General features: G+C 61.9%; 16 protein-coding genes, 1 tRNA gene and 1 pseudogene. 12 read left to right on the top strand and 6 right to left on the bottom strand.

Features of this window, described 5'->3' with window-relative positions; translation table 11 throughout:
• Together HUK84_RS23095 and metC are read left to right on the top strand one after the other, a co-directional pair.
• Positions 1-159 (top strand): annotated as a pseudogene (locus tag HUK84_RS23095) (sulfurtransferase); the annotation flags it as partial.
• Between the two features lie 5 nt (positions 160-164).
• Complete coding sequence (metC, locus tag HUK84_RS03795; protein WP_176639060.1) at positions 165-1391, top strand: cystathionine beta-lyase; 1227 nt, start codon at positions 165-167, stop codon at positions 1389-1391.
• Here metC and HUK84_RS03790 read toward each other — a convergent pair.
• The 4 genes from HUK84_RS03790 to HUK84_RS03775 form a co-directional block, all read right to left on the bottom strand.
• On the bottom strand, positions 1385-2890 hold the full coding sequence (locus tag HUK84_RS03790) for a YifB family Mg chelatase-like AAA ATPase (protein ID WP_176639057.1): 1506 nt from the start codon (positions 2888-2890) through the stop codon (positions 1385-1387). The genes metC and HUK84_RS03790 overlap by 7 nt on opposite strands.
• A gap of 161 nt (positions 2891-3051) precedes the next feature.
• A complete protein-coding gene (locus HUK84_RS03785; RefSeq protein WP_176639056.1) occupies positions 3052-3780 on the bottom strand; it encodes a GIN domain-containing protein in 729 nt (242 codons plus the stop codon).
• A gap of 16 nt (positions 3781-3796) precedes the next feature.
• The gene (locus tag HUK84_RS03780; protein ID WP_176639055.1) at positions 3797-4369 is read right to left on the bottom strand and encodes a DUF1700 domain-containing protein; all 573 of its coding nucleotides are present in this window, start codon (positions 4367-4369) and stop codon (positions 3797-3799) included.
• Positions 4366-4698, bottom strand: coding sequence for a PadR family transcriptional regulator (locus tag HUK84_RS03775; protein ID WP_176639054.1), 333 nt, complete (start codon positions 4696-4698; stop codon positions 4366-4368). The genes HUK84_RS03780 and HUK84_RS03775 overlap by 4 nt, the downstream gene beginning before the upstream one ends.
• Positions 4699-5046: 348 nt before the next feature.
• Here HUK84_RS03775 and HUK84_RS03770 point away from each other — a divergent pair, with 348 nt between their 5' ends.
• The 5 genes from HUK84_RS03770 to eda all read left to right on the top strand — a co-directional run bounded on the left by HUK84_RS03770 (position 5047) and on the right by eda (position 11485).
• A complete protein-coding gene (locus tag HUK84_RS03770; protein WP_176639053.1) occupies positions 5047-6552 on the top strand; it encodes a sugar ABC transporter ATP-binding protein in 1506 nt (501 codons plus the stop codon).
• Between the two features lie 15 nt (positions 6553-6567).
• Positions 6568-7593: an ABC transporter permease subunit gene (locus HUK84_RS03765; RefSeq protein ID WP_246285355.1), complete on the top strand. Its 1026-nt coding sequence runs from the start codon at positions 6568-6570 to the stop codon at positions 7591-7593.
• 77 nt (positions 7594-7670) lie between these two features.
• Positions 7671-8609: a substrate-binding domain-containing protein gene (locus tag HUK84_RS03760; protein ID WP_176639052.1), complete on the top strand. Its 939-nt coding sequence runs from the start codon at positions 7671-7673 to the stop codon at positions 8607-8609.
• 401 nt (positions 8610-9010) lie between these two features.
• Positions 9011-10840, top strand: coding sequence for a phosphogluconate dehydratase (edd, locus tag HUK84_RS03755; protein WP_176639051.1), 1830 nt, complete (start codon positions 9011-9013; stop codon positions 10838-10840).
• Positions 10841-10867: 27 nt separating this feature from the next.
• Positions 10868-11485, top strand: a complete 618-nt coding sequence (gene eda, locus HUK84_RS03750) for a bifunctional 4-hydroxy-2-oxoglutarate aldolase/2-dehydro-3-deoxy-phosphogluconate aldolase (RefSeq protein ID WP_176639050.1) — start codon at positions 10868-10870, stop codon at positions 11483-11485.
• A 244-nt stretch (positions 11486-11729) separates the two neighbouring features.
• Here the strand turns inward: eda and HUK84_RS03745 are convergent.
• Positions 11730-11803, bottom strand: a tRNA-Gln gene (locus tag HUK84_RS03745).
• Positions 11804-11971: 168 nt separating this feature from the next.
• Between HUK84_RS03745 and HUK84_RS03740 the strand changes: the two genes are divergently transcribed.
• Together HUK84_RS03740 and HUK84_RS03735 are read left to right on the top strand one after the other, a co-directional pair.
• Positions 11972-13099, top strand: a complete 1128-nt coding sequence (locus HUK84_RS03740) for a Ppx/GppA phosphatase family protein (RefSeq protein ID WP_176639049.1) — start codon at positions 11972-11974, stop codon at positions 13097-13099.
• Positions 13096-13878, top strand: a complete 783-nt coding sequence (locus tag HUK84_RS03735; protein WP_176639048.1) for an RlmE family RNA methyltransferase — start codon at positions 13096-13098, stop codon at positions 13876-13878. The genes HUK84_RS03740 and HUK84_RS03735 overlap by 4 nt, the downstream gene beginning before the upstream one ends.
• Positions 13879-13923: 45 nt before the next feature.
• Here the strand turns inward: HUK84_RS03735 and HUK84_RS03730 are convergent, their stop codons facing one another.
• Positions 13924-14838 carry an ROK family protein gene (locus HUK84_RS03730; protein WP_176639058.1) on the bottom strand — a complete coding sequence of 305 codons (915 nt, stop codon included), beginning with the start codon at positions 14836-14838 and terminating at the stop codon, positions 13924-13926.
• Positions 14839-14968: 130 nt separating this feature from the next.
• On the opposite strand from HUK84_RS03730, the gene HUK84_RS03725 reads away from it, so the two are divergent.
• The 3 genes from HUK84_RS03725 (at position 14969) to HUK84_RS03715 (ending at position 16571) form a co-directional block, all read left to right on the top strand.
• Positions 14969-15238, top strand: a complete 270-nt coding sequence (locus HUK84_RS03725) for a sulfurtransferase TusA family protein (RefSeq protein WP_176639047.1) — start codon at positions 14969-14971, stop codon at positions 15236-15238.
• A 159-nt stretch (positions 15239-15397) separates the two neighbouring features.
• Complete coding sequence (locus HUK84_RS03720; protein WP_176639046.1) at positions 15398-15628, top strand: exodeoxyribonuclease VII small subunit; 231 nt, start codon at positions 15398-15400, stop codon at positions 15626-15628.
• Positions 15629-15635: 7 nt separating this feature from the next.
• A complete protein-coding gene (locus HUK84_RS03715) occupies positions 15636-16571 on the top strand; it encodes a polyprenyl synthetase family protein (RefSeq protein ID WP_176639045.1) in 936 nt (311 codons plus the stop codon).
• Positions 16572-16732: the final 161 nt, after the last annotated feature.

Raw genomic sequence — 16732 nt, 5'->3', positions numbered from 1 at the left:
GGCTCGGGCGTCTCCGCCGCCGTGCTGTCGCTCGGCCTGGCCCTCTGCGGGCGCGAAGGCGACGCGCTCTATGACGGATCCTGGGCCGAATGGGGCGCCACGCCGGGCGCCCCGGTCGAGACGGGTGCCGAGACGGGTACCGAGACCCGGGCGGCATGACCGGCATGACCGACCGCCAGGCACTGCATGACGCCGTCTCCCGCGGCTGGCGCCAGATGGGCACGCTGCTCGTCCACCTGGCGCGCGACCTGCCGCCCGACCCGCAGGGTACGCTCGTCAACGCGCCCCCCACGCGCGGCTCGACCGTGCTGTTCCCCACCGTCGCCGACATGAACGAAAACGGCGATCGCCGCTACGATCACGAACTGATCTACGGGGCGATGGGCACGCCGATCCAGCACCAGCTCGAAGCCGCGATCGCGGCGATCGAGGGCGCGCGCCATACCCAGATCGTCTCGTCGGGCCTGGCGGCCTGCTCGACGGCGCTGCTGGGCTTTCTGGGCAAGAACGGCCATTGCCTGCTGCCGGATTCCGTCTACGGGCCGACGCGCCGCTTCGCCAACACGCTGCTCCGCCGCTTCGGGGTCGAGACCAGCTACTACCCCCCCACGATCGACGGCGACGGGCTGCGCGCGCTCATGCGCCCGAACACGCAGATCGTCTTCGCCGAAAGCCCCGGCAGCCACACGTTCGAGGTCCAGGACGTGGCCATGATCGCCGACATCGCGCATGAAGGCGGCGCGCGGCTGGTGCTGGACAATACCTGGGGCATCGGCATCTTCCACCCCTTCGCGCACGGCGTCGACATCTCGATCCAGGCGCTGACCAAATACCCGTCCGGCCATTCGGACAGCATCATCGGCGCGATTTCCGTGGCCGACGACCAGGATTGGCAGGCCCTGCGCGACACCGCCATCCAGCTCGGCCAGCTCGCCGGCCCCGACGATTGCTGGCTGACGCTGCGGGGCCTGCGGACCATGGGCGCGCGGCTCGAACGCCAGTCGCGCAACGCGCTCGACGTGGCCCTCTGGCTGGCCGACCGGCCCGAAATCGCCTGCGTCCTCCACCCGGCCCTGCCATCCTGTCCCGGTCATTACTTATGGAAACGCGACTTTACCGGCGCATCCGCCCTATTCGGGGTCATATTGCGCGACGAATACAGTCAATCATCCATGATATCGATGATAGATTCTTTGACGTTATTTGGAATCGGCGCATCCTGGGGCGGCTATGAAAGCCTGGTCCTGCCGACCACCGGCGGCATCGTCCGCTCGTCCAAACACAACAAAACCCCACATTCCGGTCCCGCCTTCCGCCTGCATATCGGACTGGAAAACCCCGAGGACCTGATCGCCGACCTCTCGAACGGACTGGACGTGCTCAATCAGTGACGATCCGGCCGCCGCAGCCGATATCCCGCCGCCTCCGCGACATGCGCCTGCTGGATATCGTCCTGCCCGGCCAGATCGGCAATCGTCCGCGCCACCCGCAGCAGCCGCGTAAATCCCCGCGCCGAAAGCCGCAGCCGATCCGCCACCCGCACCGCATAGTCCCGCGCCGCCGCCTCGATCGGAAACCGATCCGGCGATGCTTCCGCATTGGTCTGCCCGTCCTGGCGCGCCATCTGCCGCTCCCGCGCCACCGCCACCCGCGCCGCAACCACCGCGCTACTCTCACCGGTCGGCAAAGCCGCGAGTTCTCCCGGCGTCACGGGCTCGACATGTACCGCCATGTCCAACCGGTCGAGCATCGGGCCGGAAATCCGCGCCAGATAATCCTCTCCGCACCGCGGTGCCTTACGGCACTCCTGGGCTGCATCGCCCAGATACCCACACCGGCACGGATTCATCGCCGCCACCAGTTGGAAGCGAGCAGGGTAGGTGACGTGGGCGGACGCGCGCGCAACGGTAATCGTCCCGGTTTCAATGGGCTGGCGCAGCGCCTCCAAGGCGCCGCGTGAAAATTCCGGCAATTCGTCGAGAAACAGCACACCACGATGTGCCAGACTGACCTCGCCCGGCCGAACGCGGCTGCCTCCGCCAACCAAGGCGACCTGGCTCGTGGAATGATGCGGATCCCGAAAAGGCGGACGAAACACCGGCAACCCCATGGGAAGCTGGCCCGCGACACTGTGAATGCGGCTTATCTCGAGGATTTGCGCACTGCTAAGATCCGGCAGCAGCGAAGGCAGGCGCGCAGCCAGCATCGATTTACCGGCCCCGGGCGGTCCCGTCATCAGCAAGGAATGCGCACCCGCCGCAGCGATTTCCAGCGCGCGGCGCGCAGTTTCCATTCCGCGCACGTCCGCCAAGTCGGGTCCCGCGCCGTCAAGATCCAACGGCAGGCGTTCCTGCAACTCGACAGCGGGAAGCACCTGCTCGCCGGTCATATGATTTACCAAGGCAAGCAAGGATTCAGGCGCCAGGATATCCAGCGTTTCGCCCGCCCACCGTGCTTCATGACCCTGTTGCGCCGCGCAGACCAAGGTTCGCGATTGATCCACAGCACACATAGCTGCCGGCAGGACGCCAGGAACGGTGTTTATCCGCCCATCCAAAGATAGCTCGCCAATCGCAGCTAGGCGGCCACTCTCTTCGGGAGGAATCACGCCCATTGCAGACAGAAGCGCTAGGGCGATCGGCAGATCGAAATGTGATCCTTCCTTGACGATGTTCGCCGGGGCAAGGTTGACGACGATCCGCTTGGCGGGAAGAGCCAACCCCATGGCCGACAACGCGGCACGAACCCTTTCGCGGGCTTCGGCCACGGCCTTGTCGGCGAGGCCGACTATGAGAAAAGTTGGTAATCCAGACGCGAGTTGTACTTCCACCCGAACGGGTATGGCGTCGATGCCGGAAAGGGCGAACCCCATGACGGTGGATATGTTCATGGCTCGTTTGTAACCGAGAAACCAAAATCAGGCACCCTAGTTGGAACACGTCGCCATAAATTGGCATAATATATGTTATGCGATGTTTGGCTGCGAGTATCTCAACCGCCGTCACTGCGGCTGGCTCGCATGGGCGCTTCAGCCACAGTGACGATTTGCCTTTATAATCGGGTCCCTTTCGGCGAGGTAATCTCGATGGAGCCTATGCCGTTGATCTCTTTGCTGATCGATGCTGGTTGCCTGGTAAGTTCGACAGCCCCCACACCGCTGATATGCGCAGAGACATGCCCCGTCGGACCCGCCACGACATGCCCCGCCCCAGAGATACTGATATCTGCATCAGCCAACGCCATATCCGACAGATCGGCATGCGCGGCACCAGCGACCCGGAGCGTCAGTGCATCGGCCCGACCGTAGCCGACGACATTTGCCGCCCCGTTGACAGTCAAGCTCAGATGGTCCACCGCAACATTTTTCAAGGTCAGGTCACCTGCAGATTCAACGGTGATCGATTTGAGTTGCGGTGCAGTCACGACGATGCGAAGCCGACTGGAATGCCAGTGACGGAGTGATGCGTCATCCATATCAATCACATTTCCGTCGAGCCTGAGGGCTTCGACGACCCGCCTCGACCCTATAGCTGTGATGCCGGGAGACGGGGCCTGGGTATATATGATCGTCGCCGGCACCTGGAACGCCAGTTCGTCGCCCCCCTTCCACTCAAGTGTGCGCGATATGGCACTCCCCGCCGGCTCCTCGCCATCATCGGAGAGGAAAAAGTTCCCGATATCTGTATGCCACGATACGGGGCCACGGACAGCAGCGATCCCGAAAGAGGCAATCGATAGTGCTGCCCCGCCGACCGCTACCAGTAAAAATCCACGAATCATGTGTAATTCCCTCTACTCAGATGGACGGTCGTGCCGTGATCAGCCGGTAATGTGTCCGGCCATAGCGTGCCAGGAGATTGATCAATCCGATCGTGAAGAGCGCGCAGAAAGCCGCCACGGACGCGCCGCCGCTCAGGAAGCCGAGGCTGAGAAGCGCGGCCTGAAGGTGATCGCCGGCGAAACCCGGAAAATGGGCAATCAACGCGAAAGGCAGTGCCACGCCACCGCCGAGGCACATGCCTACCCCGACAATGAAGAAAGAAAAGAGCGCGGCCACCACGCCGACCAGCAACGGCAGGACGATGAACAAGTCGAGTGCCGCCAGTCCAAGAACACCGACCATGACACCCAGAGCCGCGGCCATGCTGCGTTCGTCTTCCCATCGACGGAGTCCAACTTCCGCACGCAGTTCACGCGCGAGGCGCCCCGGATCGCCCAATGCTGTCGCGACATCGGCTTCGCTTCGTCCCGCGGCGTTGCCGGCTTCGAAATGCGCATCGTAATCGGCCATAATGTCCGCGATACTGGATTTCGGCATTCCCTTGAGACCCGCCGCCAGGCGCCGCAGGAACAATTGCCGGTCGTTCATCGTGTCTTCTCCTGCCCATCCAAAATGGCGGCGACCGAATGCGTAAAATCGTTCCAGGCTGATTTCTGGACGTCGAGGCTTCTTCGGCCGCTGTCCGTCAGCCGGTAATATTTGCGTGGCGGCCCCGAAGAGGATTCGACCAGATAGGTTGAGACCAGCTCGTCCTTCTGCATTCGGCGCATCAGGGGGTAGATCGTGCCCTCCCCCATATCGATTGCATCGGAGAGGCGGCTGGCGATGTCGTAGCCATAGGAATCACTTCGCGAGAGAAGGGCAAGAACACAGAGTTCCAGCACCCCCTTTTTGAACTGGACGAGGTTAGGGTCCACTTTTCATCAATCCTTGGATGGTGCTGCTCCGCCTCGGAACCATTCAATGCATGATAGCCATTAAAGAATGGTTCCTTGCAATATGTATTTTTCCCCTCATGCGGAATCATGACGCCGGGTGATATCGGTTTTCTATTATCTTTTTGTTTTTAAAATAAAATATTAATTGCGCTACACATGCAGGCGGAAAAAAGACCCTCGATCAGTGCTACCCGCGTAAATGTGACCCGGATCTTCCTTGTTCGCGGCGGCCAGTTCTGATTAGGTGATGGGCAACACAACAATAAAACGCCGGGTAAATCGGTGCAGCAAATAGAAACAGAACCCTCGCCTTGCCCAGCATTGGAAATGCGGGGTATCTCCAAATCCTTCCCTGGGCTGAAGGCACTCACGAACGTCTCGCTGAAAGCGTGGGGCGGCGAGGTGTTGGCCCTGATGGGAGAAAATGGAGCGGGCAAATCCACTCTGATGAAGATCCTCTCGGGCGCCTACGTGGCCGATCCGGGTGGGGAGATTCTGGTGCAGGGCAAGCCGGTCGCGATTGCCGCGCCGCGCGACGCCCGACAGGCCGGGATCGCCATCATCTATCAGGAACTGGCGCTGTCACCCAACCTGACCGTTGCCGAAAATATCCATTTAGGCTCGGAACCCACGCGTCCGGGTGGACGGTTGGACCGCGCATCCATGAATGCGTCGGCACGGCCTGTGCTGGAGCGGCTTGGTGCGCCGTTCGAGCCTGAGACGATCGTCTCGACATTGTCGATCGCCGAGCAGCAATTGGTCGAAATTGCGCGTGCGCTGCATCGCAACGCCGCGATCCTGGTTCTGGACGAGCCGACCACGACGCTCTCGGCACGCGAGACCGACCGATTGTTCGCGCTGATCCGGCAGTTGCGCGACGAAGGGATCGCGCTGATCTATATTAGCCACCGCATGGCCGAAATTTATGAACTGGCCGATCGCGTATCGGTCCTGCGCGACGGACATTATGTCGGCACGCTGGTTCGGGACGAAATTTCGTCAGATGCGTTGGTGCGCATGATGGTCGGGCGCGACCTGACATCCTTCTATATGAAGCAGCACACCCCCGACGCGGTGCGCGGCGCGGCCGTTCTGGAGGTGTCGGGCCTAACCGATGGCGGCCGGCGCGTATTCCCAGCGAGCTTCACGTTGCATCGCGGCGAAGTTCTGGGCCTTTCGGGTCTGGTTGGAGCCGGGCGTACCGAACTTGCACGGTTGATTTATGGCGCCGATCGCGCCGCGGGCGGGCGCATGGCGCTGGATGGCGAAACATTCGCGCCACGCAAGCCGTCGGAATCCATCGCATCGGGTCTGGTCTATCTGACCGAGGATCGCAAGGCACTGGGGCTGTTTCTGGATATGTCGTGCGAAACCAATATCGCACTGGATGTCATCGATCGCGATGCGCGCGTGGGAGGGCGCCTGAATTTGGGACGCCTGCATGAGCGGGCACGCGCGGCCTTTGCCAGCCTGCGCGTCCGGGCAGCCAGTCCGGCCGTCAATGTCGGCAGCCTATCGGGCGGCAACCAGCAAAAAATCCTGCTGTCCCGGTTGCTGGAGACGGGACCCAAGGTACTGATCCTGGATGAACCGACGCGCGGGGTTGATGTCGGAGCGAAATCCGAGATCTACCGCACGATCGACAGCCTGGCCCAGCGGGGCGTGGCGATCCTGGTCATCTCATCGGATCTGCCCGAGATCATCGGCATTTGTGACAGGGTCCTCGTCATGCGCGAGGGCCACATCGTTGGCGAAGTCGGTGGTCCAGACGCACCACGGCCGACCCAGCACGCCATCATGTCTCTTGCCGCGGGCGAACTCGTCGCGGCCTGAAGGGGAACAGTACCCATGACGATGCCCTCTTTACCCCTTGTCCAGCCTGACGTGCCGGCAGATCGTGCAGCCAGGCGCCGCCTGAAATTGGGTGCCGGCCTGCAATCCGCCGGCATGTTGCCGGTCTTGATCCTGCTCGCCGTCGGCTTCCACCTCGCGGGCGGCCATCGGTTCCTGACGGGGCAGAACCTGTCCATCGTGGGGCAGCAAGCCTCGATCAACATCGTGCTGGCAACCGGCATGACTTTCGTGATCCTGACTGGTGGCATCGACCTGTCCGTTGGGTCAATCCTGGCCGCATCGGCAATGATCGCGCTGATGGTCTCGCTGAGTATTTCGGTGGGGTGGCTCGCGATACCCGCCTGCCTCGCCACCGGTTTGGTGATCGGATTAGGCAACGGCATGCTGGTCGCATGGGGAGGATTGCCGCCCTTCATCGTCACACTCGGCTCGTTGACCGCAGTGCGCGGTCTGGCGCGGCTGCTGGGGCAGGACAAGACCATCTTCAACCCGGACCTGTCCTATGCCTGGATCGGCAATGATGGGCTGCGACTGCCCGGCTTTACAGTGCCATGGTTGGCGATCATCGCGCTGCTGGTCGTGGTTGCGGCATGGTACGTTCTGCGCCGCACGGTTCTGGGGGTTCGGATTTATGCCGTAGGCGGGAACCCGGCGGCAGCACGGTTGGCTGGCATCAATGTCGCCGCAGTGCTGCTGTTCGTCTACGGTCTCTCAGGCCTGCTGGCCGGACTGGGGGGAGTGATGTCATCCGCCCGGCTGTTCGCAGCAAATGGGTTGCAGCTCGGCCAATCCTACGAATTGGATGCGATCGCGGCCGTGATATTGGGCGGGACGTCGTTTGTCGGCGGCATCGGCTCGATCTGGGGTACATTGGTGGGCGCTCTGATCATTGCCGTCCTGTCAAACGGACTGATCCTGATGGGTGTCTCCGATATCTGGCAGTTCATCATCAAGGGCCTGGTCATAATTGGCGCGGTTTCGCTCGATCGGTTCCGGCAAAAAGGGGGCGCGCGCACCTGAGTCGCAAAAGGTTCTGAAGCCGGCCCCGGGGGACGGCTTCATTACAAAAAAACAATAAAAACAAGGACTCGATGAGAATGTTTAAAACCGGGTTAATTGCCGCTGCCTTTTTTGCCACGTCGGCCCTCGGGTGCGTAGGTCTTGCCCGCGCCGCTACGTTCGATGCTGTGGGCATTACCGTGGGGTCGCTTGGCAATCCCTATTTCGTGACGTTGGCCAAGGCGGTAGGCGACACGATACATAAGACCAATCCGAATGCGAGAATCATTTCGGTATCATCGGATTACGATCTGAACAAGCAATTCACCCAGGTAGATAATTTCATTGCATCCGGCGTGAAGCTGATCGTGATCAATGCGGTCGATCCGCAGGCGGTGCTGCCGGCAATCAAGCGCGCGCAAGCTGCGGGCATCGTGGTCATCGCGGCCGACGTTGCGGCGGCCGGTGCTGATGCCACGATCATGACCGACAACACCAAGGCAGGCGAGATTTCCTGCGCCTTTCTGGCTGATAAGATCGGCCACAAGGGTGAGGTCGCAATCGAGAATGGTCCGTCGGTGTCATCGGTGTTCGACCGCGTCGCGGGCTGCAAGAGTTCGTTGAAGAAATGGCCGGATATTCAGATCGTTAGCGACGATCAGAACGGACAGGGCGCGCGTGACGCAGGCATGCAGGTCATGCTGGGCTATCTGATCCGGTTTCCGAATCTGGCCGGAGTGTTTACCATCAACGACCCGCAAGCTATCGGCTCGGATCTGGCTGCCCGCCAGCAGAATCGCAAGGTAGTCATCACGTCGGTCGACGGAGCGCCCGATATCGTCGCAGCCCTGAAATCGGGTAAGGGTAACATCCTGGCCTCGGCATCCCAGGATCCGTACAAGATCGGTGTGTTGGCGGTAGAGACGGCCGAAGCCATAGCGGATGGTAAACGCCCGAGTGAAAAGACGATCCTGATCCCGCCGATATTGGTGACCCGGGACAATGTCGGCAGCTATGTCGGCTGGACCGATCACTGAAAGCACGCCGTACTCCGTAAGCGAATGAATTATCTGACGTGCGAGAGCCGGGGGCCGTTATGCCCCCGGCTTTAACGTCATGGTCCCTGCCCGCTCCAGTCACGCCGTGACATACCGCTGGGCCTGCAAACCCCGGATGGAATTTGCCTCACGCCTTCGTGAAAACAATGCTTGATACCGCCCCGACAGGCCGGGTAAAGGACGCCCAATGTGCGGCGGCATGCGCAAGTCGTGGGCATGACCCGATCCTGCCAGGCAGTCTCGGCTCTGTCCGCCCTCACCCGTTGTATCGTCGTCGTTTTGAAAATACTGCGCCGCATGTTTTCGGCGCCTGCTTTGGGGGGAGTTGCGGAGATGCAGAGCATGAGGAGCATTTCCGGCATGACCCGGGTGCGCATTCGATGGGCCTGAATGCTGTCCTGGAGGGCGTGACCGGGCGGGTTATCCAGCGATCCACGCCAACGCGGCGCCGGTATCTGGAGCTGATTGCACGCCAGCAGGACCGAGGTGTCAACCGTCCGCGCCTGGCCTGCGGCAACCTTGCTCATGCCTTCGCAGCGGCCGGCGACGACAAGCAGACAATTCGCGCCGGCAGCGGCATGAATATCGGCATCGTCAGCGCCTATAACGACATGCTGTCGGCGCATCAGCCTTATGGCCGGTATCCCGACCAGATGCGCCTGTTCGCGCGTGAACTTGGGGCAACCGCACAGGTAGCAGGTTGCGTGCCGGCAATGTGTGACGGCGTGACACAGGGACAGCCAGGCATGGAGCTTTCTCTGTTCAGCCGGGATACGATCGCCCTTTCCACGGCTGTGGCGCTGAGCCACGGCATGTTCGAGGGAGCGGCGCTGCTAGGCATCTGCGATAAGATCGTGCCTGGATTGTTGATGGGGGCGCTGCGCTTCGGCCACCTGCCGATGATCCTGGTGCCGGCGGGGCCTATGGGATCAGGTCTGCCGAACAAGGCCAAGCAGGAGATCCGCCAGCTTTTCTCGGAAGGAAAGGTCGGTCGGGAAGAATTGCTGGAAGCTGAAGCCGCGTCATATCACAGTCCTGGAACATGTACGTTCTACGGCACCGCCAACACCAATCAGATGATGATGGAAGTCATGGGGCTGCATGTGCCCGGCGCGGCCTTTGTCCCCCCGAATACCAAGCTGCGCCAGGCGCTGACACGTGAGGCGGTGCATCGGCTGGTGGCAATGGGCGCCGAAGGTGATGATTATCGTCCGCTGGCGCGATGCATCGACGAGAAGGCGATTGTCAATGCCGCGGTCGGACTGCTGGCGACTGGAGGATCGACCAACCTGGCGATCCATCTGCCGGCGATCGCCCGTGCCGCCGGGATCATCATCGATTGGGAGGATCTGGATCGCCTGTCGAGTGCGGTGCCGCTTCTGACCCGCATCTATCCGAACGGCACGGCGGACGTGAACGGTTTCCACGCTGCGGGCGGCATGGGATTCGTCATCGGTACGCTGCTGGATGAAGGATTGCTGCACGATGACATCCTGACCGTCGCGGCGGGTGGTCTGCATGCCTATGCCGGCACGCCCCAGTTGAAGGATGACGTGCTGACCTGGAGCGAGCGGCGAGTGCATTCTGGTGACGAGACCATCCTGCGTCCGGCGACGGCTCCCTTCCGTGCCGATGGCGGCATGCGGCTGATGCAGGGCAATCTGGGGCGCGGGATTTTCAAGACCAGCGCAGTCGCCCCGGAACGCTGGACCATCGAAGCGGCTGCGGCTGTGTTCGATGACCAAGAAGACGTACTGCGTGCCTTCCGGGCGGGCGAACTGAATCGTGATGTGATCGTCGTCGTGCGGTTCCAGGGACCAGCTGCAAACGGAATGCCCGAACTGCACAAGCTGACGCCGTCGCTCAGCGTACTGCAGGACCGCGGATATCGCGTGGCCCTGGTGACCGACGGCCGCATGTCGGGAGCCAGCGGCAAGGTTCCGGCGGTCATTCACCTGACACCCGAGGCCTTGCCGAACGGTCCCTTGGCATACGTACAAAATGGCGACGCGATCCGTCTGAGCGCTGGAGATGGTTCCATAAACGTGCTGGTTGATCAGGCCGAATGGAGTGCCCGTACCCCTGCGACACAGCCGGGACAGGAAGACGGCACAGGACGGGAGTTGTTCTCATTCATGCGTACGGGTGCAGATGGTGCCGAACAAGGCGCATCGGCCATGCTCGCGGCGATGGAGAACCGGGCATCCTGAAGGACGCCCAGAATAGAGAGACGATATATGTCTGAAATCGATCGCATTATGACGCTGTCGCCGGTGATCCCGGTACTGGTGGTGCATGACCTCACCCATGCCCGCCCAATCGCGGAAGCGCTGGTCGCCGGGGGATTGCGGGTGCTGGAAGTCACCCTGCGTACGCCGATCGCGTTGGACGTCATTGCGGAAATGGCAAAGGTTGAGGGGGCGGTTGTCGGGGCCGGCACCGTCCTGAATGAGGCAGATCTGGATGCCAGCATCAAGGCCGGCGCAGGATTTATTGTCAGTCCCGGCCTGACCGACGCGTTGGGCAAAGCCGCGATCGCACGCAACATTCCGTTTCTGCCGGGGATCGCCAATGCAGGCGATATCATGCGCGGATTGGAGTTAGGATTTAACCGCTTCAAGTTTTTCCCTGCGGAAGCATCGGGCGGCATCAAAGCGTTGCAAGCCCTGGCGGCGCCCTTTGGTGCTGCGCGATTCTGCCCAACGGGCGGAATTGACCAAATGCGGGCGCCGGAGTGGCTTGCCCTGCCCGCGGTCCGATGCATCGGCGGTTCCTGGCTGGTGCCGCCCGGAACGCCGGACGTGATCGAAATCCGCAACCGGGCCGCTGACGCGGCAGCGTTGCGCAAGCACTGAACCGGCCCCTGATCCGCACGGCGACCACATGGTGTGCCAAGCGGATCATCTGCCGCCAATGGCGGTGGCGCGACCAGGACGTCCAGGGCGCCCTGCCCCAAGGCTTTCGCCAAAGCCGGTGCGGCTGAATGCTGCAGGAAGTTCGGCCAATGCCGCGACCATCGGAAATTCGGCCACGCGCTGGGTTGATATCGGGAAAGCCTATTCCACCCCGAAGCCATCATGCCTGTGGAATGGGAAATTTTGGCTGGGGGACCTGGATTCGAACCAGGGCTGACCGGGTCAGAGCCGGTAGTTCTACCGCTAAACTATCCCCCAGCAAGACAACCAAGGCTTGGCTGCCGTGCGGTGTGGGGCTGATAGCATCGGAGATGCGGTGTGACAAGCGCCTTTATGGCCAAGTTTTCTCCTTGGGGGCATATTTATCTTGCCCTTCCTGCGGCTCCGCACCCAGAATGCATAGAATAGCGGCAAAGGGTCCGTCCGATGGACAACACGATGTCCTGGCGCGATGGCCAGGAGGAGGCAAGGCTCTCTCACGTCTCGGCGTTTAGGCCGAATCACGGCTCTGCAGGCATGTATGGCGCGATTGATCTGGGGACGAATAATTGCCGCCTGATGATCGCGACCCCGACCGCGAACGGCTTCCGGGTCGTCGACAGCTTTAGCCGAATCGTGCGGCTGGGCGAAGGATTGCAAAGCACCGGACGCCTGAGTCCCGCAGCGATGGACCGAACAGTCGAGGCGTTGCATATCTGCGCTGCACGAATGGGACGTCGGCGGCTTCGCCGCTATCGCGCGGTAGCCACCGAAGCGTGTCGCCGGGCTATCAACGGCGCAGACTTCATCCGGCGGGTCCGCCAGGAGACCGGCCTGGACATCACCGTCATCTCGCCGCGCGAGGAAGCTGAACTGGCAATGGAGAGTTGCGCTCCACTGCTACATGACGACCGGTTGTCGCCATCACGCACACGAGCCGTCCTGTTCGACATCGGCGGAGGGTCGACCGAGATTGCCTGGGTACGGATGGACCGGCGGGCTCGTCGCCAGGAACTGGGTGGATATCTGAGCCTGCCCGCAGGGGTCATCACCCTGGCGGAGCAGTTCGGTGAATCGGCGTTCACCGATAGCGGCTATCGGCAGATGGTCGACCTGGTCACACGGCAATTGCGTACCTTCGAGAACGTGCATTGCATCGGCCGTGAAATCAGCCGTGGCACGGTCAGCCTGATGGGGACCAGTGGGACCGTTACCACGTTGGCCAGCATCGCATTGTCGCTAAGTCGCTATAGCCGCATGGCCGTGGACGGAACCATCCTGCTTTCCGGACCCGCGCTGGATGCGATTCGTACTCTCGCCGCTCTTGGGCCATCCGGCCTGCGCCAGCATCCATGCGTAGGGCCGGACCGCGCAGTCTACGTCATGCCGGGATGTGCGATCTTCGAGGCAATCCATGCGATTTGGCCCGTTCCTGAGATCATCGTAGCGGATCGTGGGCTGCGCGATGGTATGCTGCTGCGCATGATACACGATTCGACGGCGATGCCCGTGCCATCGCTTGCTTCTGCCTTGCGCTTTCCGCCCCTTTCGGCCGCAGACCTGTCCCATCCATGAAACGGCCTCCTTCGGCCGGAAACGGCAAATCAAGGGTCCCTGGAAAGGCGCTGCAAAGCAGCGCGACACCGGGTGGCAAGGATGCCAGCGCCGACTCCGGCACCGTGGCATCGAGTCGGACGCATGCGGTCTCTCTGCGCACAGCGCGGGGCCGGACCACGGCCCAACAGCGCTGGCTGAACCGGCAACTGAACGATCCTTATGTACAGGCTGCGCGCAAGCAGGGATGGCGGTCACGAGCCGCATTCAAGCTGATTGAACTGGATGATCGGTTCCATCTGATTCGCCCTGGCATGCGGATAATCGACCTGGGCGCGGCACCGGGCGGCTGGACCCAGGTCACCGTCAAGCGCGGCGCCTCGAACGTGGTCGGGGTCGATCTGCTGCCGGTGGATCCGGTGAACGGAGCGACGATCATCGAGGGAGATTTCAACGAGCCCGACATGCCCGACCGGTTGATGGCGCTGCTGGGCGGCCCGGCCGATCTGGTCCTATCGGATATGGCACCGAATACGACCGGGCATGCGCCGACCGACCATCTGCGCATCATCGGCCTGGCTGAACTGGCATTGGATTTCGCCACGAAGGTCTTGGCACCCAATGGCGCCTTCGTCGCCAAGGTGTTCCAAGGTGGGTCCGAAAAACAGATGCTGCTGCCGATGAAGCAAGCATTCGCGACCGTCCGCCATGCCAAGCCGCCGGCCAGCCGCAAGGAATCGAGCGAGCTTTATGTTATAGCTACCGGCTTCCGCCCCGAGCGGATCCGATCCACGGTCTGAAGCCCGAGAGCGCCCGCGCTGTCTGGCGGGCGCCCCCGATCCGGATCAGGCAGATTGTTCGTCGTGCGACCACAGCCAGGCCGCCCCGCGCACACCCGAACTGTCGCCATGCACGTTGCGTACGATAGGCGTATTGCAGCGCGGGGTAATAACGTAGCGCGGCATCAGCAACGGGACACGTTCGTAGATCGACTGCACGTTGGAGACGCCGCCGCCCAGCACGATAACGTCCGGATCCAGGAAATTGATTGCCATCGCGCAGGCCCGCGCCAGACGGTCCATATATCGATCAAGCGCACCGATCGCAGTGATGTCGCCTGCTTCGGCCGCAGCTTCGATGCCCGCTGTGCTGCGATGACCCGGCCCCTGCCAATCCTGTGCCAGCGCCGACCCGCTAAGATAGCGTTCCAGGCAGCCTTCATTGCCGCAGAAACATTTTGGCAGAGGCATTTCCTCGATTCGCGGCCAGGGTAGAGGTATATGGCCCCACTCGCCGGCGATATGATGAGCACCAGCCAGCAACTTGCCGTCGACGATGATCCCGCCTCCCATCCCGGTGCCGATAATCACGCCCAGCACGACGCTGCGGCCGGCACCAGCGCCATCGACTGCCTCGGACAGAGCGAAGCAGTTGGCATCATTCTCGACGCGAACTTCACGCCCTACGGAAGCGGTCAGGTCGCGACCGAATGGCTGATTGTTCAGCCACGTCGCGTTGGCGTTCTTGATAACGCCGGTATCGGGACTGATCGATCCCGGAATGCCGATCCCGACCGTTCCCTGGCCGCCCAGCTCGGCATCGACGCCGGCGACGAGGTCGCGAATCGCGAGGACCGCGCCATCGTAATGGCCGGGATTTGCGATGCGTCGCCGAATGATCTCATGTCCATCGGCCCGTGCAAGGGCCGCGATTTCGATCTTGGTGCCGCCAAAATCGATCCCGATCCGATAGTCGGTCATGTCCATCCCGTGATCCGTGATATTCTATATGTTGGTTATTTCTTCTATGGTCGGTTGGTCCATGCCGTAAAGACGGTCTTGAACGTTGACCAACGCTGACCACGGCCTATTTACCGGAGCCCCTCCTGCCATGAGCGAGACCGTGCTCGACCTCAAAGGGCTCAATTGCCCTCTTCCCGTCCTTAAGGCCAATCGGACACTGCGATCCATGCAGCCGGGCGAGCGGTTGCGGGTCATTGCGACGGATCGTGCCAGTGTTGCGGATTTCCAGGCTTTTTGTCGGGAAACCGGTCATGCGTTGATTGCCTTCGGAGAGGATTCGGGCGTTCTGTCGTTCGTTATACGGCGGCGGGCGGACATGCCGGTCGAAGCGAATCAGGCGACGTTTCCGGACGTCTGATGTGCGACATTAAAACCGATTTTCTAATTTTTTATTGCTTTTTAGACGCGTGGCCCGAAAGCCACAGCGACCACAAATTCATGCCATACCCCCTATGCCCTTGGCAGATGCGTCTGTCAGGGGGTAATTCCTCCGCCTCATGATGGAAATGTCGTACCCATGACGGATGATCTGTCCAAACTGTCCTTCGAGGACGCTCTGGCCCAATTGGAAGAGATCGTGCGTCAGCTTGAAGGCGGGCAACTCCGGCTTCAGGACGCCATTGCGTCCTATGAGCGTGGCGCCGCCTTGAGGCGGCATTGTGACAGCAAGCTGAGCGAGGCCGAGGCCCGCATTCAGGCGATCATCCAGCGCGCAGACGGCACGCTGGAGACGAGTTCAATGGATTGATGCCCTGATGAGCCAGACAACAGTGAGCGCCCCCGCACCGGATTCCGCGCTGCGCACCAGGTTGCTGAGGGAATCCATGTCCAGTCGGGCCAAGGCCGTCGAAGCGACCATTGACCAACTCCTGCCGCCTGCAGCGGGTGCCGAGGGACGGGTCGTGGAGGCAATGCGGTATGCGACCCTCGGGGGAGGCAAGCGCCTGCGCGGTTACCTGGCTGCGGAAGTCGCCAGCCTGTTCGGTGTCGATCCTGCCCGCTTCAACCGGGTCGCGGCTTCAGTGGAGATGCTGCACGCCTATTCGCTGGTGCATGACGATTTGCCTGCCATGGATGACGATGACCTGCGCCGCGGCCAGCCTTCGACGCATCGGAAGTTCGATGAAGCCACTGCCATCCTGGCTGGCGATGCGCTGCAGACGATGGCATTCGAGATCCTGTCCGATGCCGCAACCCATTCTGATGCCGCCATTCGGATCGGCCTGGTATCCGCCCTGGCGGCGGCATCAGGCGCAGCCGGCATGGTTGGCGGGCAAATGATCGACATGGCGGGTGAAGGTCGCGCCCTTTCCCTGCCTGAAGTCGAGAGGCTGCATGCCCTCAAGACCGGCTGTCTGATTCGCTATGCAGCAGAATCGGGAGCCATCCTGGGTGACGCGGATCTGTCGCTGCGCACCCGTATTGCGGCATATGGGCGCGATTTGGGTGCGGCGTTTCAGATTGCCGATGACGTGCTGGATGCCACGGCCAGTGCCGAAGAGCTGGGCAAGACTGCAGGCAAGGATGAAGCCGCTGGCAAATCCACCTATGTCGCCCTGTTAGGTGTCGAAGGGGCCGCGCGCGAGGCCCGCCGGGTTGCCGAGCGGGCGCAGGCGTATCTTGATTGTTTTGGTGCCGAGGCCGACAGGCTGCGAGACCTTATCCAATACGTGGTTGACCGCAGGAGCTGAGAGCGATGTCCGAACAACAGGCTGGGGGACCGGAGCGCGAGGGCGCGGTTCCGACGCGCGGGCGCTTTCCGCTTTTGGACCGGGTTTCGTATCCGGCGGACCTGCGCAACCTGTCGATCGAGCAATTGAGGCAGTTGGCGGAGGAATTGCGGGCCGAGACG

Origin of the sequence: Nguyenibacter vanlangensis, from assembly GCF_013376155.1 — a bacterium.
Lineage (GTDB): Bacteria > Pseudomonadota > Alphaproteobacteria > Acetobacterales > Acetobacteraceae > Gluconacetobacter > Gluconacetobacter vanlangensis.
This window is presented reverse-complemented; position numbering and strand designations above follow the sequence as displayed.